Origin of the sequence: Paenibacillus sp. FSL W8-0187 (genome assembly GCF_037969755.1) — a bacterium.
Lineage (GTDB): Bacteria > Bacillota > Bacilli > Paenibacillales > Paenibacillaceae > Paenibacillus_AQ.
Window position 1 is genome coordinate 4527378 of sequence record NZ_CP150206.1, and the last position, 21185, is coordinate 4548562.

Below are 21185 nucleotides of genomic sequence, written 5' to 3' on the forward strand. Positions count from 1 at the left end.
TAAGTCCAAAAAAACACAAAAAGAGCCCGCTGTTGGCAGGCTCCTCCAGGTAAAACCATATGGTATTTTTTCGAATCACACTGAAAAACAGTATATCTTGAGATCAAAACTTTGTCAAAGGGTATGTTGGAATGAAAAAGGGACAATCAGGAAATCACTGTATATAAAGGAGTGGTTCCCATGTTGATCAAAAAAGCGGTTGTTTGCGCTTTCATCTTTCTCGCTATTTTAGCAGCCGCCATCGTAACAAATACTCGTACACATCCCAGTTATCAGCAGGAAAACACGTCAACCAGGGTTTATCAAACTCAAGAAACCCCTTGGTTCTTACCCCGAGAATACGTAAAAATCATTCGAACATCACCCGAGCCCCTGCCGGATGAGCCTTAATTCACAGGCATGCGGCATTTATCCGTGAAACTGAATTTCATTATTCTCCTTGTTTCGTTTATTTCTTCGAATCACCCACGAAATGATCAGAATGATGGCCAGCACCACGACGATTCCTGCTGCATAATAACCGTACCGGTTAATCAAGGCTCCAATATGATCGACGACCTGATCTCCGACAAACATGCCTAAAGAGAAATAACCGATGGTCCATACAAAGGACGCGGAATACGAATACATCGCAAATCTGCGATACGGCATCCCTTTCATTCCTACCGCATAGGGCGTCACGTTGCGCAAGATGGGCAAAAAAGCGCTAATGCATATGGCGTAATTGCCGTATTGGCGGGTCAACCGTTCGGATACATCAAGAAACTGGCGGATTTTCGACTTTTCCTGGGCGCGGTTTAACAGCTTGCTCGCGGTAAAGCGACTAAGCATGTAACCTACCGTCGATCCCGAGCACACACCAAGAAACGTCATGATAAAAGACGGAAACGGCGTTAAAATCTCGGATGCCGCTAACGCTCCGCCTGTCATTGCCACGACTTCATTAGGCACAGGAAGACCGACCAATCCAAGGCACAATACGACGAATAATGCGTAGTGCCCGATCTGTTCTATAAAATTGAATAGCGTATCCACCCCTGCCCCCCTAATCCGTCCCTAGAATAGTATCAGCTTATATGACAACGTAGTTTTCGCAAACGTGCTGCAGGCGAGGATATGAACTGGACCTGAGACCAGTTTTATTATGGATCATGCCATTAGAGATTTTTAAATGCCGATATAAACGAACCCGGATCATCCTTCACCGTGTACGAATACACTCCTTGCTGGGTGTGCAAGTATAAGAAACCACCGCCGTCTCCCATCGGCCGATACGACAGGTCAAAGACCTGCTTGATGGGGAACTCCCGGTATTTCGTTACGATGCGATCCTCGTACAGGAACATCTCCCGCCCCTGCTCTTCCGTTCGTTGTTCGATACCATCCACGACTCGGTTGATTTTGTAGTACGGCTGCACGGCTACCCAATTCACAAGCTCCCTCCTTGCTGTCTTTACATTTTTATTTGGAAGATTGCACTTCCCCCTTCTTCTTTCTTCGGCTCCTGATTCGTTCCAGCAGCTCCAGCGCCCCGATAAATAGTACGAATACAACGAAGAGCGCAATCGCCCGGCCAGGCTCGATCAGACCGGTAATAGACGCAACGATGCCGGTAATGCCTACAATAATAATACCTATTACGGATAGTTTCCAACCTGTTAACATATGTATGCTCCTAAAGTAAACGTAATTGCCACCCATCAAGATCACAGCTGCATGATCAAAAAACGTTAGATACACACGGAATGTATCATAAAGAAGCCCTCATATTCAAGTTATAATCGATTTTCAATTTCAATTGCCAACCCTCGTTACATTTGCAATAATTTACTCAGGAGAGAATGAATAAGCCCACCTCCAAACACAAAAAAGACAGGGGGAACAAGGTATGAATTCAACAACCTGGATACTGATTATTCTATTCGTTGTGGTGGATGTATGGATTATTTCTTTTTTCGTGAAACGCTCGTTGCGCAAACACAGCAGCCAGTCACTCCCTAATGGCAATAAGCTTCGACGCGGGAAAATACCTGAACTGCCGCCGATCGTCAAGGCAGGAAGCCCGGCGAGTGAGCTTGTCGGCAAATTGGAGGCTGCACTGCCCTACACCTATCAGAGCATGCTGAAGCAACGAGTAATGAGTGAGCATCCGAATCTGTCTGAACAGGAGTATGAATGGAGATGGCAGGAGCTTAAACGGTTCTTCATCATGTGCGCCGTGCTGGATCGTGTCCCCATGTTCAGCAAAGACGTGGATGAAGTATGGCATGAAATGTTGATGTATACATACGAGTACCAACAATTCTCGGAACGCTTTCTTGGAAAAATGCTTCACCACGCTCCAAATACCGGAAGCGAGCATGTGCCTATTCCGAATGAACGTGCGTGGTTTGATACGGTATATGTACAATTATTCGGTTGGCATGAATACAGCGCCAAGCTATGGGGAGCTTTCTTTCGCGTCCCGCTGCCGCGCGAAGAGCTGGAGGTCTACACTTCCCGCCATTTCACCGTGAATCATGGCCAGAAGCGCTTTAATGCCTGGACCTACGAGAAGATGCCTGCAGCGCATACGGCCATCGATGCAATCATTCTGGATCTGCAAGATCGGGTTCGAACTGCCCAGGAGGAGCCGGCGCGTCATGAGAAGCTGGTCGATTTCCGGAATAGCGATGTGCTCCTGGCTGCGGCCGTCTATTTTGCCTGGAACGCACCGGAACAATTTGGTGACCACATGATCCCTGATGAACGCGAGCTTCACAAAAACAGCAGCAGCTCCTCCTGCACCTACGCTTCGGCATGTGGGTCTGGCGGATCGGATTCGGGCGATGGGTCATCAGGCGATGGATCGGGCTCCTCTTGCAGCAGCGGTTCATCCTGCAGCAGCGGGTCCTCTTGCGGGAGTGGCTGTGGCGGCGGCTGCAGCAGCTAAGTTGCAAACTTAACATGAACATGAGCGCCTACTTATTAATGAATAGAACAAAAAGCATGGGCTGAGATTTCAGGCCCATGCTTTTTGTTTGATCTAATGTTCAACCCCCGCCATATACAACTCGGCCTCGTCTTACCTTGATACCGCCAAGCCAGTTGATGTTAAGAGACTTCGTATTTACCCCAAACAAATCCGGATGATCCGACACTTGAAAATGCAAATGAGCTTCGGTTGAGTTACCGGAATTGCCGCATCGACCTATCAGATCGCCTGCTTCGACCTCAGCGCCTTCCTTCACGCATACCGACCCCTTCTTTAAATGTGCATATAGACTATATTCTGAAGTTCCATGATCGATGATGACATAGTTACCGACGGGTTCAGTTTCGTTTGTTATACCCACTGGCTCATTGTCTATGATGTTATTCTCGGTACCCAGCACCTTCCCACGGGCACCAGCAAGAATCTCTTCCCCAAACGCAAAGTAACTCTCATTCTTGTCGGGATCTCCTTTATAAGACATCGCGTTCTCAGTCTTTATGACGTCTATGGCGTACCGCTGGCTTTCCTCTACGTAATGGTAATTATCCACAACATTCTCGCCGCCCCAGAACACATACCATTTTCCGTTAAAAGGAAGTCGGAAAACTGAGTCTGTTTGCTTGGCATCCGATTCAGGAAATCTCTCAATAGGCGATAACATAAGCCCTCCAATCGTCCCCTTTTCATCGATCATCGCTTGAATGCCTTTTTGCCCGCTATCATCCAGCCAGTTTATCATTCGGATCCTGTTGAGCGTGTCGTCCATCGTGATATGGAACGCGTTTACGCCTGCTGTGTATTCCTCTGCCATCGCTTCAAATTGTTCGACCGTTACGAGTAAACGTAAATCCTCTCCAAACAGCTCGTACAGCTTGCGGTATTCCCCATTTAACAAGAATCTCGAAACTTCTACCATATTCAAACCTCCTCATGTATGGCAACCCAATATTATCCATAGTATATCTTACGAAATTAACCTGCATCGAAACAAAAACTTAACATTGGTTAAACTTTCAGCTCCCTTAGGTGCATAGGGTCCATGACGAATACGCCGGGATAACAAAACAAACGATCATTGCATACATCTCTAACCAAAACAAAGAAGCGCCTGAACCCATTCATCGATGGTTCAGGCGCTTCTATATGATATAAATTGGCATATTAATTGTTAGACGAGAGAACCAAACCGGAACGGGTTTGCGGTCCAACCTTACGTATGGAAACCTGGTTCCGCTCGGCCCAACGCGTAAGACTCCGAATCCCTTCACAATTCTTCTCTTCAAATTTAAAGCAGCAATACATCGGATTCATGTTCTTGTCCTTGAGGTTGATTTGGAATGTGGTTTTATGGCATCCGGAAACCTTGATCTCACGAATCTGGTCGGCATGAATTTCTACGCCATTGATGGTAATCGTATCTGAATTCTCCTGAATATTCACTTCCCGTTTCACCAATCGGGCATACCATTCAATCGCTAGTGCCGCAACAACAACGACGTTCACCGCCATCTGCATATAGAATAGGACAGGATAAGAATATTCGGTCAAGGTAGCTACTTGAAACAGAATAATGCTAATAACAAAGGAAAACAAAATAACGTCTTTCATTCTCGTAGAGTAATGGATTGCGTATTTCATCATAATCAGCTCCGTTCATTCTGTAAGGGTTTTCATTTAACTCTTACCCTATTATAACACCATTGTACATAATTTTGACACATATCATTCACATTTTTGTCAAAAAATTATTTGCGTCGTTCCATATCCTATGCTTATCCGATGGGTCGCGTGTCGTTCATGGTCTAACTGAACAGAAAAAGGAGCTATCCATCATATTGGATAACTCCTTGTTGCATAGTCTTACTTAGTTAAAGTGGCATTGCCTTCCTTACGCCGAAACCATTTCATTAGAACGGATACAGTATCTATAAGGGTAATAATCACAATGACGTAAATAAGGCCATCCCTGGATCGATCCCAAATTGATTTAGCAATGTCATATGCTTCATCTCCCGGTGTTATGAGACCCAATTGCATGAGCTGATCCATGAAAGACGGATTCCAGATGGCCATATCGGAGAACACGATGACTGCCACGATAACGGAAGCCACGTTAAACATGACATGAACGACGGCAAGCTGCGGCGTCCACTTTCGTGTAATTAACTTGATGCTATCTTTGAGTATGCTGAAGGCTGTCAGAAACCATATCAACGGGAGATACTTGGCAAATGCAGCTTGTTCAAATACAGGAATAGCAACCAGGGTTTCATTTAATCGATAAACACCGATCAGATCAATAGAAAACGTAAATAATACGAAGAACAGTATGGAAAATATGATGCCGAGCACCGGCTCAATCGGTTTAATCTGCGAGGCAGGATCCGGTATTACGGGTAAATCGGCCGGTTTCCATGCATCTTTGGGGACTTGGCGAGTACCACGGTATTCGATATAGGCAAAAATCACGGTGACCCAAACGAACGCTTGTGTTGCTACACTCAGCAATGAGACGAAGTACTCCAGAAGCTGCTCGGCGGTGGGATCCGAGCGTGTAAAGAAATCAATGATATAGACAATGCCAAGAGCAACGGCTATCGAATACAGAACGATCCTCAGGACGGACCAATAGCTGTCAATCAAACCGGGACCAATAAGATAACGCTCTCTCCCTCTATATCTTGCTGCCATTTCCCCGGGTGGCCCGAGCTCCAGCAGCACCTGTTCTACAGCTTCAGTGCTTGCGATCTCACCACCAGCGCCCCTGTCTTCCAGCATATCTTCGATGAGTCCATGAAGTTCCTTTTCAATATCGGCCCTTTGCGATTCGGGCAGCTTCTGCGTCACCGCATAAATATACCTGTTAATCAGATCCATTACTTGAGTCCCCCTTGTCATCAACAAGTCCCTCCAGACTTGTCATCATATCCTTCCATTCATGATATAGCTGCCGATATATATCCTTACCTGTCTGACTTATGATGTAATATTTTCTCGGACGAGCCTCATTCGTATCCCACTCGCTATCCAGCAAGCCTTGTTTCTCCAACCGCCGCAGCAAGGGATACAGGGTACCCGCTTCCACGCTGATCCCCTTCTCCTGCAGTATGGTCACCAATGAATATCCATACTGAGGTTCCGACAATTGGCTGAGGACACCAAGAATGATGGTTCCTCGCCGAAGCTCCTGAACCAAACTGTGCAGAATATCTTGATCCTCTGACATATCATCAACTCCTGGAAATTATTATACTGTATGCCACACACTAATGTATATAGTCGAATAATAATTATTTAAAATTATTTTTCGATTAATACTTGTTGCAAGGCTCCTGAACCAGACAGCAGGCCACATTAAAGCCTACCCTTTCATGTAAAAAAAGGTTATCCTACGACCGGGACTGTCCCAGGTCATAAGATAACCTTCTTACTTGCTCTCATCTCATTTAACATTTCCAGCGATGTGTTCCGCGTCAATCCTGCCGCTTTTCGAAAAACTATACGATCTCCTGCGCTTCCTTGCCCAGGAGACCCAACATACGAAGACCGTACTGTATACCATCTTGATCAACATCCCGGGTTATATATCTGGCCGCCTGCTTAACGATCTCCGGCGCATTGCCCATAGCCACACCGTGGCCTACATGTGACAGCATCTCCAGATCATTCAGATAGTCACCAAAAGCGATAGTATCCTCGAGATCGATGTGCAGCAGCTGAATTAATTGTTTGATCCCTTCCGCTTTGGATCCGCCCGACGGTAACACATCGATTCCATAAGGACCCCATCGAACGAAATCGAACCGACCTTCGAATCTGTTCACGTAAGCCGCTTCCTCTTCCTCCGTGCAGAATACAATAGCCTGATAAATGTCTCTGCCCAAGTAATATTCGGGATCATATTCCGGGATCGTAAGTTTCAGCTCGCCCCAGCTGGAATCGATATGAACATGCTCGGTTACGTTCATCTTCATGGCTTCACTGCCGGCATAGATGATCGGATGATCAAGCTCCACGGCCTGCTCCGTCAGCTGCTGCAAGGCATCTATCGCCAATGGATTTCCATAGATCGGTTGGCCTTCGTGAACCACATACTGTCCGTTCAAACAAACATAGGAATTGATACCGAGCTCCTCCCGCAGTTCTTCAAAATGATAAGGAGCGCGCCCTGTCGCTATGGCGACGATGTGCCCGGCATCCTTTAACTCTTGTATGGACTCCTTCGTTGTAGCCGGAACCTTTTTTTCATGATCCAGCAGCGTCCCGTCAATATCAAAAAATATGATTTTCCTATTCAATGAAACTCGCCTCTCTTCCGTATATTCTAGCCAGTAACCATATTGTAAATGATGAAAAGCATTTCAGAGCAAGCCACAATTTCAGCAAGGTCGGATCCGGCGCTTCCCGACAATGCATAAAAACCGCGCCGGAGCGCGGTTTTCACGATATCAAAAATCGAAAAAATAAAAATAATTATTTCGCTTCCGAGCGAACCTCATCGAGCATTTTATCATTGAATCCGAACAACCAAGTCAGTACAAACGTTATAGCCATCGCTGTTAAGTTGCACAAAATGTAAAGTGGAAGCTGACTGTTCAAGTATAGGAGCGTACCGGGTATAACGGTAATCGCCATACCCGTAGCCTCAAGCTGGAAGAGGGAAGCCATGAAACCGCCCACGCCACCGCCGATCAGGGCGATAACGAACGGTCTGACGTAACGGAGGTTGACCCCGAAGATCGCCGGTTCCGATATTCCCAGCATGGCCGAGAATGCGGATGGCAGGGATAACGCCTTTAGTTTCTTATTTCTTGTCTTGAGTCCGACAGCCAGACAAGCTGCCCCCTGCGCTGCCATGGCGCTAGTCACGATCGCATTAAACGGATTGCTTCCCGTCTTCTCAAGAAGCTGAATTTCAAGGAAGTTGAAAATATGATGCACGCCGGTGACTACAATGATCTGGTTGAAGAAACCGATCACAAGACCCGCAATGCCAAACGGCAGCTCCAGCAAGAAGGTGGTCACGTTCATGACTACCTCTTCCAGAGAGTGGAACACGGGTCCAATTGCGAACAGACCGAGGATGATCATAACGAGCAGAGTTAAAAATGGCGTAACGATCAAATCAATCGCTTCAGGAATACGCTTTCTCAAAAATCTCTCGAATTTCGCGCCCAGCAGTCCGATGAAGAAGGCTGGCAGGACCGAACCCTGATATCCGACAACCGGAATGAAATCGAAGAGCATGAGCGCTTCGGCCGAACCGTTCGCCACGCTATATGCGTTGGGAAGAGCCGGGTTAACCAGCATCAAACCCAGCACGATACCAAGCACGGGGCTGCCTCCGAACACCCGGAATGCGGACCATGCCACCAATGCCGGCAAGAAAGCAAAAGCCGTATCCGTTAGTACCTGGGTGAAAAGCAGAAAATTAGGCGAGATATCATCAGGCGTCGCTCCAAACCAGGCGAGGACGGTTTCTTGCGTCAATAATCCCCGTAATCCCATGAACAAACCTGTGGCGACTAATATCGGGATAATCGGTACAAAGACGTCACCGAACGTGCGAATCGCCCGCTGAAACGGATTTCCTGATTTTTTCGCCTCGGATTTCAACTCATCCTTGCTTGTGCTCTCCAGCCCAAGCGATTCTACCGCTTCAAAAATCTGATTAACGGTTCCCGTCCCAAAAATAATCTGATATTGGCCGGAGTTGAAAAAAGCGCCTTTGACCTTATCGATATTCTCGACCTTCTTCTGGTCAATCTTCTTCTGATCGTGAACCATAATTCGGAGTCTCGTAGCACAGTGGGCAAAGGAAGCGATGTTCTCCCTGCCACCGATGGCTTCCACTACCTGCTTTGCAATTTTCCGATTATCCGCTGCCATGTTCATTCATCCCCTTCTATATCTTTTACGGCTTGGGCAAGATCCCACTTCGTGACCTTCAAGCCGGTGCTGCCGTTTTTTGCGAAAAATCGAATATGACGGCTGTCCTGCTTTGGAAATATCCGACTCGTAAACACCTCTTCGCCATCATTGACGAACACTTCTGCCGAAGAAATATCCACAAAGAGATGGAATTTGATTGAGTTTACTTTGGCATGCAGCATACAGGTACGTGTCGTTCCGTAATCACTCACAATCGTTGCACCCGATGATGAGCGATCCAGCGTAACCTTTTGCCTGACGGCGTCATACCGGATGACGGTCCGCTCCGTTTCGCCGGCTCGAAATTCAATGCCAACAACGTCCGCTTCGATCGAGTGGAACTCGCATATCATCTCGAATACGGTTCCCTCAACCCCTGCATAACTCTTCACTTCGCCGTAAAGCGTATCCGCTGCTTCCATGGCTGTCGACACACGAAGAAGTTCCAACTCGGGGACGGGGTTCTGAATCAGCTTCCCTTCACGGAAAGTGAGTATACGAGGAAGCGTCAAACAATGCGCCCAGCCATGCGAGTCGGTTGGATAGACGACCTCCGGCAAACCCATCCAGCCTACCATGATGCGCCGGTCTTTCTCATCCAGCATGGTCTGCGGCGCGTAGAAATCAAAACCTCTGTCCAGCTCGTAAAAGGAGCCGTGTTCAAACTCCAGCGACCTCCGATCCAGCGGCTTGCCCGCGATGTAGCCGGATTGGTAAACGTTCCGGAATTCGTCGTCTTGCGGACTGAGCCCCTGCGGCGAGAACAGCAGCACGCCCTGTCCTTCCAGTTCAAAATAATCGGGGCATTCCCACATGTAGCCAAAATGTTCAAGACAGGTTTGGATTTCCCCTTTGCATGTCCAGTCCAGCAAATCCGGTGATTCATATACGACAGCCGTTCCTGTCTGATCGTCCCTTTGGGCGCCGATGACGAACCGGAACAGGTCTTCGTCTTTCCATACCTTCGGATCACGGAAATGCTCGGTATATCCGTCCGGCACACGGTCAATCAGCGGCTTATCGAACTTCGTGATGGCGCCAACACGGTCCATCACGGCCATGCATTGATAAGAATGCCTGTTCCATTCCTCATCCCGGGTATTCCCGGTATACATCAGATACAGTTTGTCGTCTTTCACGATCCCGCTTCCCGAATAGGCGCCGTATGCATCATGCGAGTCCCCGGGCTCAATGGCGATGCCTTTGTTTTGCCAGTGCACCAAGTCCTTGGAGGAGGTATGGTACCAGTATTTCAGGCCGTGAAACGTGCCCAGAGGAAACCATTGATAAAACAAGTGGTATTCCCCGTTATAATAAGAAAATCCGTTGGGGTCATTCAGCAAGCCCATGATGGGCTGTATGTGAAACCTCTGCCTCCATTCGCTTCGTTTCGCTTGCTCCTTCAAGGAGGCAATCTCTTCGGGAGAGGCCTGATCCAGGCGTCGGTATCTCGGTTCTCTGTCCATGTCTCTTCTCCTTGTAAATAGGCTTTCTCAAAAAAAACCAAACTGATCATGCTATGCGTGAACATCAGCCTAACTCATTTATAACGGAACCGGTTCCATTTAGGGTTAAAAATAATGAACTCAGCTCCAATACCAAGCAAAAGCAGTATTGGAACCGGTTCCGTTTTTTTCAGTATAAAATACCTAATTTAGATTGTCAACGCTTTCCCGATGAATCATATCGCAATTCATGACCGTCAGGAAATCCACAGGCTCGTCGTTGACCAGCTTTATGATATGCTGAGCGGCGAGGTGGCCCGCTTGGGAATATCCATATTTAACCGTTGTCAATCCGGGATGAATTACTTCGGTAACGTCGTATCCGCCAAATCCGGTAACGGAGAGTTCGTTGGGGATCTGGATGCCCTTCATATGAGCCGCTTTCATAACGCCTAACGCGATGTTGTCGGTAGCGCAGACCATTGCAGTTGGCAGCGTTCGGTTCAACTCAAAAATGGACAATGCGGTCTTTACACCATCCGACATCTTAAACCCACTCTCATAGAGAACCGCCTCAACCTCGTCATACTCGCTTAACGCCTTCAGAAACCCTTCCTTCCGCTGAACTCCGACAGCAACGTCTTTTTCCGTCACGCCGATATAAGATATATGACGGTGTCCCATGGACAGCACATATCGGCCCATGTCATAACCTGCGGCATAGTCGTTATATATCATGCTGTGGACATCCTTATGCTGTTGTCCGAGCAGGATGACGGGGATGCCGATCTCTTTAATCGCGGCAAGATGCGTTTCCGTCACCTGAGTAGCGAATAAAATAATGCCAGATATTTTTTGTCTGGCGAGATCATACAGCGCTTCAATCTCCCTGGATAAGTCCTGGCTTGCATTAATAATGAGAAGCTGATAACCGTGTTTCCTTAATTCTTCATCCATGCCGGCAACGGTCTGCGATGCTGAGAATGAATCCAGACGCGGCACAATGGTGCCGATCATGCTGGTTTTTTTCGCTTTCAAGCTCTGTGCGAACGAATTCGGAATATAACCGGTTTCCTGAATGACCAGCTCTATCTTACGGCGTGTTGCATTACTGACAGAACCTCCGTTTAAGAAACGGGAGACCGTGCTTTTGGCAACTCCGGCTTTTTTGGCAATATCTGCAATCGTGTTCTTCATTCGGTGCTCCCGGGAGCCGCTTGCGGCGCTGCAACGAACAGATTATCCTCCACAGCTCCTTGCTCCGCAGCACAACTGGAAATGAGTTGTTTGTGCATGAATCTCTCCCCTTCGATTTTGCTTTTTCCTAACTATACCATGACGTCCAGGGATCCGTGAAATGCAGACTCCACCCCGAGCCTTTGATGGGCAATACTTTTCTGCGTTCCAGATTCTAGCGAGGAACGAAGCGATTCAAAGGGGGATTCTCCATGCAAATCCCCTTTCGGGACGCGCAAATGGACCGTGCCTTATCCCGTTATTACATGGTTACTGTTAACCTTGCACGGTTCGCTCAGCCGATTCGACGGTATGCTTCAGCAATGTAGCAATCGTAACGGGGCCAACACCGGCAGGTACTGGTGTAATTGCGGATGCCAACTTCGCGCAGGCATCGTAATCGCAGTCGCCGATATTGCCTGGATTATAGCCGGCATCCAATACGACGGCTCCCGGCTTGATCCAGTCCCCTTGAATGAAATTAGGCTTGCCTACGGCCGCAACCACGATATCTCCCTGGGACACAATCTCCCCAAGGTTCTTCGTTCTCGAGTGGCAGATCGTAACGGTAGCATTGCGATTAAGCAGCATCATCGATACCGGCTTACCCAGAATCGGACTGCGTCCGACCACCACGGCATGCTTCCCTTCGATCGGCAGATCATAATAATCCATAATCGCAATAATCGCAGCAGGCGTACAAGACGGATTATCGGCAAAACCAAACGCATTCTGCGAGAAACCGAGCGTGGTTACTCCATCCACGTCTTTTTTAATGTCAATGGCATCAAAGGCTGCCCGTTCATCGATATGATGCGGTACCGGATGCTGCAGCAGAATACCGTGGACATTCGGATCCTCGTTCAGCTCTTGAATCGCAGCAATCAGCTCCTCGGTCGTTGTCGATGTCTCCAGCACTACTTTCTTGGATATGATGCCAAGCCGCTCGCAAGCATTTCCCTTCATCCGCACATAGGTCGCCGAAGCAGGATCATCGCCAACCAGAATCGTTGCCAGACAAGGCGTTACCCCCTGCAACTTCAATTCCTGTACCTTTACAGCCAGCTTGGCCTTGATATCGTCGGATACCTTTTTTCCATCTAAAATTACGGGTTCCTTACTCATGCTAATCCGCTCCTTCGCCATTGTATTAAAAAACATAAAGAGGCAAGGCGACTTCATCGTCTCCTTACCTCTTGCCCAGGCGTACGGCATATGATCCTATGTGCTCCCTCTTGGTACCCCAAGCTACGCCAGTAACACATAGATAACTTTTTTTAATATACCACGACTTTGGACATCGCGCTACCGGGTATGAAGCCGACCGCTTTAAATCACAATCTCTTTGATTCATTTACGGGAAGCACACATGATTCTGATTAGTCTCTCGGATAATTCACTTCCATAATGTCCATAAAAGGAACCTTCGTTATAACACCATTCTGTTTCATATGTACCTTCCCTGTTCGGGAGTCCATTTGATCGATTTGCCCGCGGACCGCCTCTTCCCTTCCCCAGACCGTCAGCACGATAACCGATTCCTCCTGGTAAGCTTCCGTAAGCTGATTTCCGAGTTCTTCCAGTACAAACTCATCTCTAGTGGGTCTCTTTGGAACCTTTGCTTTTGCCATTACCTTGTCCTCCTGATTGATGTTGCTCATGCGTCAGCATTACATTCTGAAATACGATAAAGCTATCATCGAAACATGAATTGGGAATCTTCTTCCTATTCTTCCTATTATACAACAAATACAAAGCAGGTGCTCTGGACTTGATAGTTATAAGTTCTGGACAGATAAATAGATTGACCACATCATTAAATGATTTTTTAAAATCCGGTCCTTCTGAAGGGCGCTTTCTAAACAGGGTAATAACTTTTCCTGCAATTGAGTTTTTAAATGATGAATTTCCGCATATTCCCCTGCTTCTTTCGTATTCTTCTTTTGAACTTTCCATGACAAAAATCCCCTTAAGTAAACTGTAGCGCTCTTCTTCAGCACTGTCTACGCAAAGGGGATTATATTCTAGATTACCTATAAAGCCCTCAAGTGGCTCCTTATCCATTCGTAATTATTACGATTAATTTCAATCAAAAAAATATAACCTTACAGTGATAGCTCTTCGATGGCCATCCAGGGCAGCGGATTGTTAAACGTCGACCAATCCAGCTGCATTTCCTGATCGCTCAACAGACAATCGTCCAGCTCCTGCTCGATTTGTGACTGTTCCATCCCAATCCCGATCATCACGAGCTCGGTCATCCGATCCCCCCAGACGGCATCCCATTTTCGCTGCACATCCGGCTCACTCTGAATCAGCTCCTGCTGTTCCTGCTCGGTTAAAGCAGCCACCCAATATCCAGCTGGCCCGAACTGAATCGAAGGACCCGCTTGACTTAGACTTGCCGCAACATCCTCAAGCACTGCCAGCCAAGCGATCCCTTTCGCGCGTACGACCTCTTCCGGCCAATAACTCATGAATGCTGCCAGCCGTTCCGGATGAAACGGTCTTCTTCTCCGATAAACAAAAGAGCTGATGCCGTATTCATCCGTTTCCGGTACATGCTCTTCCTTCTGAAGCTCCTGAATCCAGCCGGGGGACTGACTGGCTTTCTCAAAATCGAATAAACCGGTATTCAGAATTTCTGCAGGAGCGACTTGTCCTTTTACAGTGCGTATGATTTTGGCGCTTGGCTGAAGCTTACGAAGGATGCCTTCAACCTTGGCCAATTCGTCTTCGCTTACCAGATCACATTTGTTCAACAGCAGCACATCGCACGTCTCAACCTGGTCGATCAACAGATCCACCACTTCCCGCGTATCCTCTTCGCCCAGCGCTTCCTTCCGATCGAGCAGGCTTTGGCCCGAAGAGAAGTCTTTCCAGAATCGGTTCGCGTCTACAACCGTCACCATGCAATCCAGCCGTGCTAGGTCGGACAGCTGTACACCGGATACCTCATCTGGATAAACAAAGGTCTGCGCAACAGGCACGGGCTCGCTAATACCCGTCGATTCAATCAGGATATAGTCAAAACGGTTTTCTTGTGCCAGCTTCTGAACTTCCTGCACCAAGTCTTCCCGGAGGGTGCAGCAGATGCAGCCATTGGACATTTCGACCAGCTTCTCATCCGTTCGGGACAAGCTCCCTTCCCCTCGAACCAAATCCGCATCAATATTCACTTCGCTCATGTCGTTCACAATGACCGCTACCTTCAATCCATCACGATTATGAAGCACATGATTCAGCACGGTCGTTTTGCCTGATCCGAGGTAACCGCTGAGTACGGTAACTGGAATCTTATTGTTGTTATTCATCTACTGAACTTCCTCCATTCCTTAATCGTAATAATTACGATTTATACGGTATGATATTATATCTCCTTCAGCGAATTGTCAATCCTTCCGTGCAGAAAATGATCCGGCCAGCAAAATAAACCTCCGGCACTTAGGTACCGGAGGTTTATTTCCTCACCATTTAACTTATCTTGGTAGCCCATTTTCTTATGGTCAAGTGTCACTAATCGTTTGTATACATAATATGAATTATCTCAAGACGAAAAGGAGAAATTCGATGAATCAACAAAACTATAACCTTCAAGAAACTCAACAAAGAGAACCTCAGCCTTATCATCATGGTCATGGGCATGGTCATGGGCATGGTCACGGTCATGAGCATCACCCCCATTTTCATCCATATAGTTTTCCATCAGGCCATCATATGATCCATCATCATCACCATCACCACTATCACCATCACTATCAAATGAGGAGAGAAGAAGAGTAGTATTAAAAATTAATAACGAAAAACGCAAGGCGAGAAGATCTACGCCACGGTTGCATGTCGCGTTCATGCAGCCGTGCGTGTCATTCTCGCCTTTTCTATGCTTACATCGTATCACGGTAAAACTGTCATGTGGTGCTCATCATACGGTTAAACTACTCTCGAATTTTGCTCACTTTATTGTCAAATTACGTTCAGTTACTAACCCTTTGAGGAAAGGCAAGATTCATTTCCGAATATTCCTTTACAAGAATATTCTCATCATGGTATATTGTAACCAATCGTTGGTTAATATTCACAAATAAGGAGGGCAAGATATGAGCCAAGAAGTAATTTCGTTCATCGAAAACCTTAGTCTGCCTTGGCAAGTAGACGTCAGTAACAAGCTTCGACTCATGGTCCATGAAGCAATTCCGGAGGTAGAAGAAAAGATTCAGTACAAAAAACCACATTTTCTAAAGAACGGACAATATGCAGCTGTAATTTCACCATCAAAAGATGCAATCGCCTTTATGATCATGAACACAACAAATCTAGAAGTCCCCAAAAATTTCGATGGTCCACCCGAACGAAAATGGCTTAAAATTCGAGAAGATGATACTCCAGACTATGAGCTGCTAGCAGAACTTTTAGTTCAAGCATCGAGTTCGTTGTAATAACAAGATCGGGGGTAAGGTCATATGAAACAGACAACTTTGAACGCACTAGCCGAACCTAACCGATTGCAGATAGTCGAACTATTACGAGACGGTCCCTTAACTGTCAGTCAGGTTGCTGATCGCCTTAAAATCCGGCAGCCGCAGACTTCCAAACATTTAAAGATATTGCATGAAGCAGGATTGGTAGAAGTTCAGGCAGAGGCTAATCGACGGATATATAGACTACGACCTGAACCGCTACAAGAGATGGACGAATGGTTGGAATCGTTCCGCGGTATTTGGGAACAGCGCTTAGATCAACTTGAGGATTATTTAGACAAATTACAAAAGAAAGGGTAGCAGCCGCAACCTTTCATATTAGGAGGAATTCAAATGACCGAGCAAAGCAAAAGTGGCTTACTTCTAACCCGTGTTTTCAATGCCCCTCGAGAACTGGTTTTTAAAGTTTGGACGGATCCAGAACACTTCGGTAAATGGTGGGGTCCTCAAGGGTTTTCACTAGATGTTATTAGAATGGATGTACGTCCAGGTGGTATGTTCTTAGGTTGTCAGAAGTCGCCAGATGGTACCCAAGCCATGTGGGGTAAATTTGTATATCAAGAAGTCATAGTTCCTGAAAAACTGGTATTCATCCAATCATTCTCTGATGAAGAAGGTAACACTATACGTGCACCTTTTAACGCAAGCTGGCCACTTGAAATTATTAATATTATCACACTTGAAGAAGCCGATGGAAAAACAACGCTAACAATGCAGGGTGGCCCTGTCAACGCAACTGCAGAAGAACAAGCAGCATTTGATGAAATGGCTCCAATGGTGAAACAAGGATTTGGCGGTACTTTTGATCAACTCGCTGAATATCTTAAAAGCCAGCAATAATTACATTGACCAAGGAAGCGCGAAAACAGCGGCGGCGAACCTATTTGTTCGCCGCTTTTTAATTCTTCAGAGCTCAGCGTCATCTTGCTCGAAAACCCCCTTAAGTTTAAGGGGGTTTTCCATACTATCAGCGCCTTAATTATTTTTCAACGAATCGTGCTGTCACCAGATCCTGCCGAAAAAACAACAAGTTTCCTTGTAAAAATAACCCGGGCAAATGTATGAATCCGCTGATTACAGCTCGATGCATTTGTGACGACCGCGTTGCCCGGGCATTCGTATACATTTTCGTGAAATTACAGCTTCTGGGCAACTGCTTGTTCCGTTGCCTGTTCATCGTCTTTATCCTCAGGCTTCTCACCGTCTTTCCAGATGACCTGTTCGCCGTAATCTTTTCCCCAATCGTACATCAATTTCAAGATCGGCATAAGACTCTCCCCGTAGGGCGTGAGCGAATATTCGACCCGAGGCGGAACCTCGGGGTAAACTACACGATGGACCAGTTGATCTTCCTCCAATTCTCGGAGCTGATTGGTCAGCATTTTTTGCGTGATATGAGGAATCATTCGATTTAGCTCACCGAAGCGTTTAACGCCCTCTAAACCAAGATGCCATAGGATGATCAGCTTCCATTTGCCGCCGATGACCGCCAGGGTTAACTCTTTATGGCAGTTTATTTCCTTCAGATTGATTCGCTGTTTGACTTCACTTGCCATAATGCATCACCCCTTCTTCCCTACAGTATACAACGGTCGCGGTTATATCAACAAAGTGGAAAATATCACATGACAGCACCCTACTCCAAATTGGCATGCAGGCCAAACATTTGGTCCGAGTGGAGCTCACTCTTCTCCATCAATCTCAGGATGACCGCATCCAGCACGATCAGCATCGTCTGTTCAAATAAAGAGGCCATCGGTTGAACAGTGACGAGTGTATCTTGATTCTGATCCTTGGTGCTTCCGGGGAGCTGAACGATCGCATCGGAAAGCACTCCGATACGCGATTCGGGCTTCACCGTTACGACTGCTATGGCTGATCCGATATCCTTGGCTTTCTGAGCCATCGCCACCAAGCTCTGCGTTTCGCCGGAGCCTGAACCGATAAATAGTAAATCCCGCGCGCCGATGGCCGGGGTTACCGTATCGCCGACGATATGCACCTTATATCCCATCTGCATTAACCGCATCGCAAATGCTCGGATCATCAGACCGGATCTGCCGCCCCCTGCCAAGAAAATAGCATCGGATTGCTCGATCCGTTCAATTAATTCCTCGACCTGGACAGCATCAACCTGCTGTATGGATACCGCGATTTCCTTGGCAACGACGGCTGCTTGTTGAAATATCTTTTGACTCATTCTGATTTAAGCCTGCTTCACAAGTTGGTTCATTTGAGCCGCTGCAACCTTCTTGTCCGTTTGGCTTGTAATTCCGCCGCCGACGATGACGAGATCGGGATTCGCCTGGATCACCTCAGGGAGCGTCTCGATTTTGATTCCTCCCGCAACGGCAGTCTTCGCATGTTTAACGACACGTTTGATCGCAGCCAATTCCTCGAATGAGTTTTTACCTTCCGCCTGGTGATCGTAGCCGGAATGCACGCAAATGTAATCGACGCCGAAAGCATCAATCTCCCGTGCTCTTCCTTCAATGTCCTTTACGTTGATCATATCCACCATGACCTGCTTGCCTTGCTTGAGGGCTTCCGCCACCGCGCCTCTGATCGTGGAATCGTCGGATACGCCAAGCACCGTAATGATATCCGCGCCCGCTTCGGATGCCTTCATGACCTCATAACCGCCCGCATCCATAATTTTTAGATCGGCCAGCACGCGCAGATGCGGGAAAGCCTCTTTAATCGCTTTTACGGCATGAAGCCCTTCGTTAATGACAACCGGCGTGCCGATCTCCACGATATCGATAAACTCGGCGACTTCAGCCACCACTTGTTTTGCTTCCGGAATATTCACCAAATCCAATGCCAATTGAAGTTCCATATTGTCAATCTCTCCTTATGAGTGTATTGGTTAATAACTACACAATTATTGTAGAGTAGACAGTTTACTTTACGGAAGTACGTACTTATAAGTGAGATACTTACGTGGAAGTAAGTAATATGGAGGGACAAGGGTTAGTTGCTTCATTTTTTTCTGTTATGCATGCTGTCTCAATGCGGCTGGTAAAAAACAATTAAGCCTGTTTGTTCACTTTCGACTGACATCCGGCTGTGGTTTAATATAATTGTCAGGCCGGACAAAATGATCGGAAAGGAGGCTGAACGAATTGATTCAGAATATGGAGGTGGCATCCGCATAAGCGGGTGTCACGTTTAGGGGAGCCCTATATAGGGCTCCCCTTCATTTGAAAATTGGAGGAAACGCGATGTCATATTTAGGTCAACCAGCCGTTATCGTCGTCACTGGCGTCATGGCCTCTGGTAAGTCGACGGTAGCCCAGCTGCTAGCGGAGAAGTTTGAACGCGGGGTCCATTTGCGAGGGGACTCGTTTCGGAAAATGATAGTCAGGGGCAGAGAAGAAATGCTTCCGGATGCTTCGCTAGAGGCGGAGAGGCAGCTCGCATTACGGTATCAGCTATCCGCCTCCGTTGCCAGAACCTATGCTGAAGCCGGTTTTCATGTCGTTCTGCAGGACGTCATTCTCGGCCCGGCGCTGCACCAAATAACCGAAATGCTAAACGGCCTTCCTGTTTTCGTCGTTGTGTTAAACCCATCCGAGAATGCTATTAGCGCACGAGAGCAGATACGTGACAAAAAAGGCTACGGGGTATGGACCATCCATGAGTTGAACCGGCGGTTAACCGACGAAACGCCAAGGATCGGCCTGTGGCTGGATACCTCCGATTTATCTCCTGAAGAAACGGTTGAAGAGATTTGGAAGCGGATGTGGGACGAGGGGCAGATCCGTTAAAATAAACCCGGTATCATTCATGACAAGGCTTCCTGGTAAAAAACAATTAAGCCTGTTTATTCACTTCATTCCCGGCGCCAGCCATGGTTTAATATAGATGTCCGGCTGGACCAAATGATCGGAAAGGAGGCTGAACGAATTGATTCAGAATATGGAGGTGGCGTCTGCGTAAGCGGATGTCACGTTTAGGGGAGCCCCATATAGGGCTCCCCTTCATTTCATCTTACTCGTAAATCACGGCTTTGATCTCGTCGCTATCGATATTGTTTTTGTCGTACCAGTAGAATCCCGTATCGATCTGCGGTTCAACCTTCTCCCCTTTGATGGCCGCCACAGCGGCTTTTACCGTCTCGTATCCGATGCCGACCGGATTTTGCGTGATGGCTCCCGCCATTGTCCCGTTCTTGATTGCGTCAATCTGTGCTTTTCCGGAATCGAATCCGACCACGATGATCTGACCTTCCTTTTTCATCTCCGTTACTGCGTTAATGACGCCAACCGCAGAACCTTCATTCGCCCCGAATATCCCTTTCAAATCCGAATGCGCCTGCATCATCGCCTTGGCCAGGTCTGTTGATTTCAGGTGATCCCCGCCTCCATACTGGATGTCAACGATTTCGATATTCGGGTACTTCTCTTCGATCTGCTTCTTAAAGCCGTCGCGGCGGCTAACCCCCGTTACGCTGGTCTGGTCATGGACCACCATCGCGATTTTGCCTTCATTTCCGATGAGCTCCGCCATTTTGTCTGCCGCAAGCGCGGATGCAGCCATATTGTCCGTCGATGCCGTCGTGACCGGAATGTCGCTTTCCACGCCCGAATCGAAGGCGATGACAGGGATGTTGTTTTCCTGGGCTTTTTTCAGATAAGGTATGGAGGCCTGGCTATCCAATGCGGCAAAGCCGATCGCGCTTGGTTTCTTGTCGAGTGCTGCCTGCAGCATTTCGATCTGCTTATCCACCTGGGATTCCGTCTCCGGTCCTTCAAAGGTAATCTTTACGCCAAGCTCTTCCCCTGCCTGCTCGGCACCCGCTTTTACAGCCTGCCAGAACTGGTGCTGAAAACCTTTGGAAATGATCGGAATGTAGATTTCCCCTTCGGCTGCCGAACCGGAGCCGGATCCGCCCTCGCTTGGACTGTCGGTTCCAGCAGCGTTCTTGCCGGATGAACCGCAGGCCGCCAGCATACTTGCAGTCAGCATGAGAATCAGAGCCAATACGGATAGCTTTTTCATAATCTTCATCTCCCCTTGTTTATCAAAATAGTACATCTATAGAACTTCCATTCAAGGAAGCTTCTAACCCGTTAACATTCGGCTAACTTAGCGCGGAACGCAGCTCTAACAAAGGCC

At 47.4% G+C, this 21185-nt stretch carries 26 protein-coding genes and 1 riboswitch; of the genes, 6 read left to right on the plus strand and 20 right to left on the minus strand.

What is annotated here, in order from left to right; translation table 11 throughout:
- Positions 1–180: 180 nt before the first annotated feature.
- On the plus strand, positions 181–390 hold the full coding sequence (locus MKY48_RS20225) for a hypothetical protein (RefSeq protein ID WP_339265844.1): 210 nt from the start codon (positions 181–183) through the stop codon (positions 388–390).
- A gap of 18 nt (positions 391–408) precedes the next feature.
- On the opposite strand, the gene MKY48_RS20230 is transcribed toward MKY48_RS20225, so the two are convergent.
- The 3 genes from MKY48_RS20230 to MKY48_RS20240 all read right to left on the minus strand — a co-directional run bounded on the left by MKY48_RS20230 (position 409) and on the right by MKY48_RS20240 (position 1665).
- On the minus strand, positions 409–1035 hold the full coding sequence (locus tag MKY48_RS20230) for a DedA family protein (RefSeq protein ID WP_339265846.1): 627 nt from the start codon (positions 1033–1035) through the stop codon (positions 409–411).
- 122 nt (positions 1036–1157) lie between these two features.
- Positions 1158–1433 carry a hypothetical protein gene (locus MKY48_RS20235; RefSeq protein ID WP_071220365.1) on the minus strand — a complete coding sequence of 92 codons (276 nt, stop codon included), beginning with the start codon at positions 1431–1433 and terminating at the stop codon, positions 1158–1160.
- A 28-nt stretch (positions 1434–1461) separates the two neighbouring features.
- On the minus strand, positions 1462–1665 hold the full coding sequence (locus tag MKY48_RS20240; protein WP_098746414.1) for a hypothetical protein: 204 nt from the start codon (positions 1663–1665) through the stop codon (positions 1462–1464).
- Between the two features lie 223 nt (positions 1666–1888).
- Here MKY48_RS20240 and MKY48_RS20245 point away from each other — a divergent pair, with 223 nt between their 5' ends.
- Positions 1889–2932: a hypothetical protein gene (locus tag MKY48_RS20245; protein ID WP_339265849.1), complete on the plus strand. Its 1044-nt coding sequence runs from the start codon at positions 1889–1891 to the stop codon at positions 2930–2932.
- Positions 2933–3032: 100 nt separating this feature from the next.
- On the opposite strand, the gene MKY48_RS20250 is transcribed toward MKY48_RS20245, so the two are convergent.
- The 13 genes from MKY48_RS20250 to MKY48_RS20310 form a co-directional block, all read right to left on the minus strand.
- Positions 3033–3890, minus strand: coding sequence for a M23 family metallopeptidase (locus tag MKY48_RS20250; RefSeq protein WP_339265851.1), 858 nt, complete (start codon positions 3888–3890; stop codon positions 3033–3035).
- Between the two features lie 245 nt (positions 3891–4135).
- Positions 4136–4612 carry a hypothetical protein gene (locus MKY48_RS20255; protein WP_339290582.1) on the minus strand — a complete coding sequence of 159 codons (477 nt, stop codon included), beginning with the start codon at positions 4610–4612 and terminating at the stop codon, positions 4136–4138.
- 222 nt (positions 4613–4834) lie between these two features.
- On the minus strand, positions 4835–5851 hold the full coding sequence (locus MKY48_RS20260; protein ID WP_339265855.1) for a hypothetical protein: 1017 nt from the start codon (positions 5849–5851) through the stop codon (positions 4835–4837).
- Positions 5838–6200, minus strand: coding sequence for a PadR family transcriptional regulator (locus MKY48_RS20265; protein WP_339265857.1), 363 nt, complete (start codon positions 6198–6200; stop codon positions 5838–5840). Before MKY48_RS20265 ends, MKY48_RS20260 begins: the two co-directional genes overlap by 14 nt.
- A 271-nt stretch (positions 6201–6471) precedes the next feature.
- Complete coding sequence (locus MKY48_RS20270) at positions 6472–7272, minus strand: Cof-type HAD-IIB family hydrolase (protein WP_339265860.1); 801 nt, start codon at positions 7270–7272, stop codon at positions 6472–6474.
- Between the two features lie 175 nt (positions 7273–7447).
- Positions 7448–8869, minus strand: a complete 1422-nt coding sequence (locus MKY48_RS20275) for a sucrose-specific PTS transporter subunit IIBC (RefSeq protein ID WP_098746427.1) — start codon at positions 8867–8869, stop codon at positions 7448–7450.
- Positions 8866–10371, minus strand: coding sequence for a sucrose-6-phosphate hydrolase (locus MKY48_RS20280; RefSeq protein ID WP_339265863.1), 1506 nt, complete (start codon positions 10369–10371; stop codon positions 8866–8868). The genes MKY48_RS20275 and MKY48_RS20280 overlap by 4 nt, the downstream gene beginning before the upstream one ends.
- A gap of 183 nt (positions 10372–10554) precedes the next feature.
- Positions 10555–11547 carry a LacI family DNA-binding transcriptional regulator gene (locus tag MKY48_RS20285; protein ID WP_339265865.1) on the minus strand — a complete coding sequence of 331 codons (993 nt, stop codon included), beginning with the start codon at positions 11545–11547 and terminating at the stop codon, positions 10555–10557.
- A 315-nt stretch (positions 11548–11862) separates the two neighbouring features.
- The gene (locus MKY48_RS20290; protein ID WP_339265867.1) at positions 11863–12711 is read right to left on the minus strand and encodes a tetrahydrofolate dehydrogenase/cyclohydrolase catalytic domain-containing protein; all 849 of its coding nucleotides are present in this window, start codon (positions 12709–12711) and stop codon (positions 11863–11865) included.
- 66 nt (positions 12712–12777) lie between these two features.
- A riboswitch (ZMP/ZTP riboswitch) is annotated at positions 12778–12857 on the minus strand.
- Positions 12858–12965: 108 nt separating this feature from the next.
- A complete protein-coding gene (locus tag MKY48_RS20295; RefSeq protein WP_076321967.1) occupies positions 12966–13217 on the minus strand; it encodes a YolD-like family protein in 252 nt (83 codons plus the stop codon).
- The gene (locus tag MKY48_RS20300) at positions 13183–13542 is read right to left on the minus strand and encodes a hypothetical protein (RefSeq protein WP_339265869.1); all 360 of its coding nucleotides are present in this window, start codon (positions 13540–13542) and stop codon (positions 13183–13185) included. Before MKY48_RS20300 ends, MKY48_RS20295 begins: the two co-directional genes overlap by 35 nt.
- 149 nt (positions 13543–13691) lie before the next feature.
- The gene (locus MKY48_RS20305) at positions 13692–14900 is read right to left on the minus strand and encodes a GTP-binding protein (RefSeq protein ID WP_339265871.1); all 1209 of its coding nucleotides are present in this window, start codon (positions 14898–14900) and stop codon (positions 13692–13694) included.
- A gap of 233 nt (positions 14901–15133) precedes the next feature.
- Entirely contained in the window at positions 15134–15436 is a 303-nt protein-coding gene (locus MKY48_RS20310) for a hypothetical protein (protein ID WP_339265873.1), read from the minus strand.
- 247 nt (positions 15437–15683) lie between these two features.
- Here MKY48_RS20310 and MKY48_RS20315 point away from each other — a divergent pair, with 247 nt between their 5' ends.
- Genes MKY48_RS20315 through MKY48_RS20325 form a run of 3 tightly spaced genes read left to right on the plus strand, consistent with a single transcriptional unit; the run spans position 15684 to position 16904 of the window.
- On the plus strand, positions 15684–16022 hold the full coding sequence (locus tag MKY48_RS20315) for a DUF1801 domain-containing protein (protein ID WP_339265874.1): 339 nt from the start codon (positions 15684–15686) through the stop codon (positions 16020–16022).
- Positions 16023–16046: 24 nt separating this feature from the next.
- Positions 16047–16364, plus strand: a complete 318-nt coding sequence (locus MKY48_RS20320) for a metalloregulator ArsR/SmtB family transcription factor (RefSeq protein WP_215154063.1) — start codon at positions 16047–16049, stop codon at positions 16362–16364.
- Between the two features lie 33 nt (positions 16365–16397).
- Positions 16398–16904 carry an SRPBCC domain-containing protein gene (locus MKY48_RS20325; RefSeq protein WP_339290587.1) on the plus strand — a complete coding sequence of 169 codons (507 nt, stop codon included), beginning with the start codon at positions 16398–16400 and terminating at the stop codon, positions 16902–16904.
- Between the two features lie 296 nt (positions 16905–17200).
- On the opposite strand, the gene MKY48_RS20330 is transcribed toward MKY48_RS20325, so the two are convergent.
- From MKY48_RS20330 to hxlA, 3 genes are all read right to left on the minus strand, one after another.
- On the minus strand, positions 17201–17620 hold the full coding sequence (locus MKY48_RS20330; RefSeq protein WP_339265878.1) for a helix-turn-helix domain-containing protein: 420 nt from the start codon (positions 17618–17620) through the stop codon (positions 17201–17203).
- Positions 17621–17700: 80 nt separating this feature from the next.
- The gene (gene hxlB, locus MKY48_RS20335) at positions 17701–18264 is read right to left on the minus strand and encodes a 6-phospho-3-hexuloisomerase (protein ID WP_339290588.1); all 564 of its coding nucleotides are present in this window, start codon (positions 18262–18264) and stop codon (positions 17701–17703) included.
- 6 nt (positions 18265–18270) lie between these two features.
- A complete protein-coding gene (gene hxlA, locus MKY48_RS20340) occupies positions 18271–18903 on the minus strand; it encodes a 3-hexulose-6-phosphate synthase (RefSeq protein WP_339265881.1) in 633 nt (210 codons plus the stop codon).
- 385 nt (positions 18904–19288) lie between these two features.
- Here hxlA and MKY48_RS20345 point away from each other — a divergent pair, with 385 nt between their 5' ends.
- On the plus strand, positions 19289–19834 hold the full coding sequence (locus tag MKY48_RS20345) for an AAA family ATPase (protein ID WP_339290590.1): 546 nt from the start codon (positions 19289–19291) through the stop codon (positions 19832–19834).
- A 223-nt stretch (positions 19835–20057) separates the two neighbouring features.
- Here the strand turns inward: MKY48_RS20345 and MKY48_RS20350 are convergent, their stop codons facing one another.
- Entirely contained in the window at positions 20058–21077 is a 1020-nt protein-coding gene (locus MKY48_RS20350) for an ABC transporter substrate-binding protein (protein ID WP_339293533.1), read from the minus strand.
- Between the last annotated feature and the right edge of the window lie 108 nt (positions 21078–21185).

Coding starts and splice junctions, on each gene's coding strand:
- MKY48_RS20330 (WP_339265878.1), bottom strand. CDS start 17,620: ATGGCAAGTGAAGTCAAACAGCGAATCAATCTGAAGGAAATAAACTGC.
- MKY48_RS20315 (WP_339265874.1), top strand. CDS start 15,684: ATGAGCCAAGAAGTAATTTCGTTCATCGAAAACCTTAGTCTGCCTTGG.
- hxlB (WP_339290588.1), bottom strand. CDS start 18,264: ATGAGTCAAAAGATATTTCAACAAGCAGCCGTCGTTGCCAAGGAAATC.
- MKY48_RS20280 (WP_339265863.1), bottom strand. CDS start 10,371: ATGGACAGAGAACCGAGATACCGACGCCTGGATCAGGCCTCTCCCGAA.
- MKY48_RS20325 (WP_339290587.1), top strand. CDS start 16,398: ATGACCGAGCAAAGCAAAAGTGGCTTACTTCTAACCCGTGTTTTCAAT.
- MKY48_RS20320 (WP_215154063.1), top strand. CDS start 16,047: ATGAAACAGACAACTTTGAACGCACTAGCCGAACCTAACCGATTGCAG.
- MKY48_RS20225 (WP_339265844.1), top strand. CDS start 181: ATGTTGATCAAAAAAGCGGTTGTTTGCGCTTTCATCTTTCTCGCTATT.
- MKY48_RS20240 (WP_098746414.1), bottom strand. CDS start 1,665: ATGTTAACAGGTTGGAAACTATCCGTAATAGGTATTATTATTGTAGGC.
- hxlA (WP_339265881.1), bottom strand. CDS start 18,903: ATGGAACTTCAATTGGCATTGGATTTGGTGAATATTCCGGAAGCAAAA.
- MKY48_RS20300 (WP_339265869.1), bottom strand. CDS start 13,542: ATGGAAAGTTCAAAAGAAGAATACGAAAGAAGCAGGGGAATATGCGGA.
- MKY48_RS20310 (WP_339265873.1), bottom strand. CDS start 15,436: ATGAACGCGACATGCAACCGTGGCGTAGATCTTCTCGCCTTGCGTTTT.
- MKY48_RS20285 (WP_339265865.1), bottom strand. CDS start 11,547: ATGAAGAACACGATTGCAGATATTGCCAAAAAAGCCGGAGTTGCCAAA.
- MKY48_RS20290 (WP_339265867.1), bottom strand. CDS start 12,711: ATGAGTAAGGAACCCGTAATTTTAGATGGAAAAAAGGTATCCGACGAT.
- MKY48_RS20255 (WP_339290582.1), bottom strand. CDS start 4,612: ATGAAATACGCAATCCATTACTCTACGAGAATGAAAGACGTTATTTTG.
- MKY48_RS20275 (WP_098746427.1), bottom strand. CDS start 8,869: ATGAACATGGCAGCGGATAATCGGAAAATTGCAAAGCAGGTAGTGGAA.
- MKY48_RS20350 (WP_339293533.1), bottom strand. CDS start 21,077: ATGAAGATTATGAAAAAGCTATCCGTATTGGCTCTGATTCTCATGCTG.
- MKY48_RS20260 (WP_339265855.1), bottom strand. CDS start 5,851: ATGGATCTGATTAACAGGTATATTTATGCGGTGACGCAGAAGCTGCCC.
- MKY48_RS20250 (WP_339265851.1), bottom strand. CDS start 3,890: ATGGTAGAAGTTTCGAGATTCTTGTTAAATGGGGAATACCGCAAGCTG.
- MKY48_RS20245 (WP_339265849.1), top strand. CDS start 1,889: ATGAATTCAACAACCTGGATACTGATTATTCTATTCGTTGTGGTGGAT.
- MKY48_RS20345 (WP_339290590.1), top strand. CDS start 19,289: ATGTCATATTTAGGTCAACCAGCCGTTATCGTCGTCACTGGCGTCATG.
- MKY48_RS20265 (WP_339265857.1), bottom strand. CDS start 6,200: ATGTCAGAGGATCAAGATATTCTGCACAGTTTGGTTCAGGAGCTTCGG.
- MKY48_RS20295 (WP_076321967.1), bottom strand. CDS start 13,217: ATGGCAAAAGCAAAGGTTCCAAAGAGACCCACTAGAGATGAGTTTGTA.
- MKY48_RS20305 (WP_339265871.1), bottom strand. CDS start 14,900: ATGAATAACAACAATAAGATTCCAGTTACCGTACTCAGCGGTTACCTC.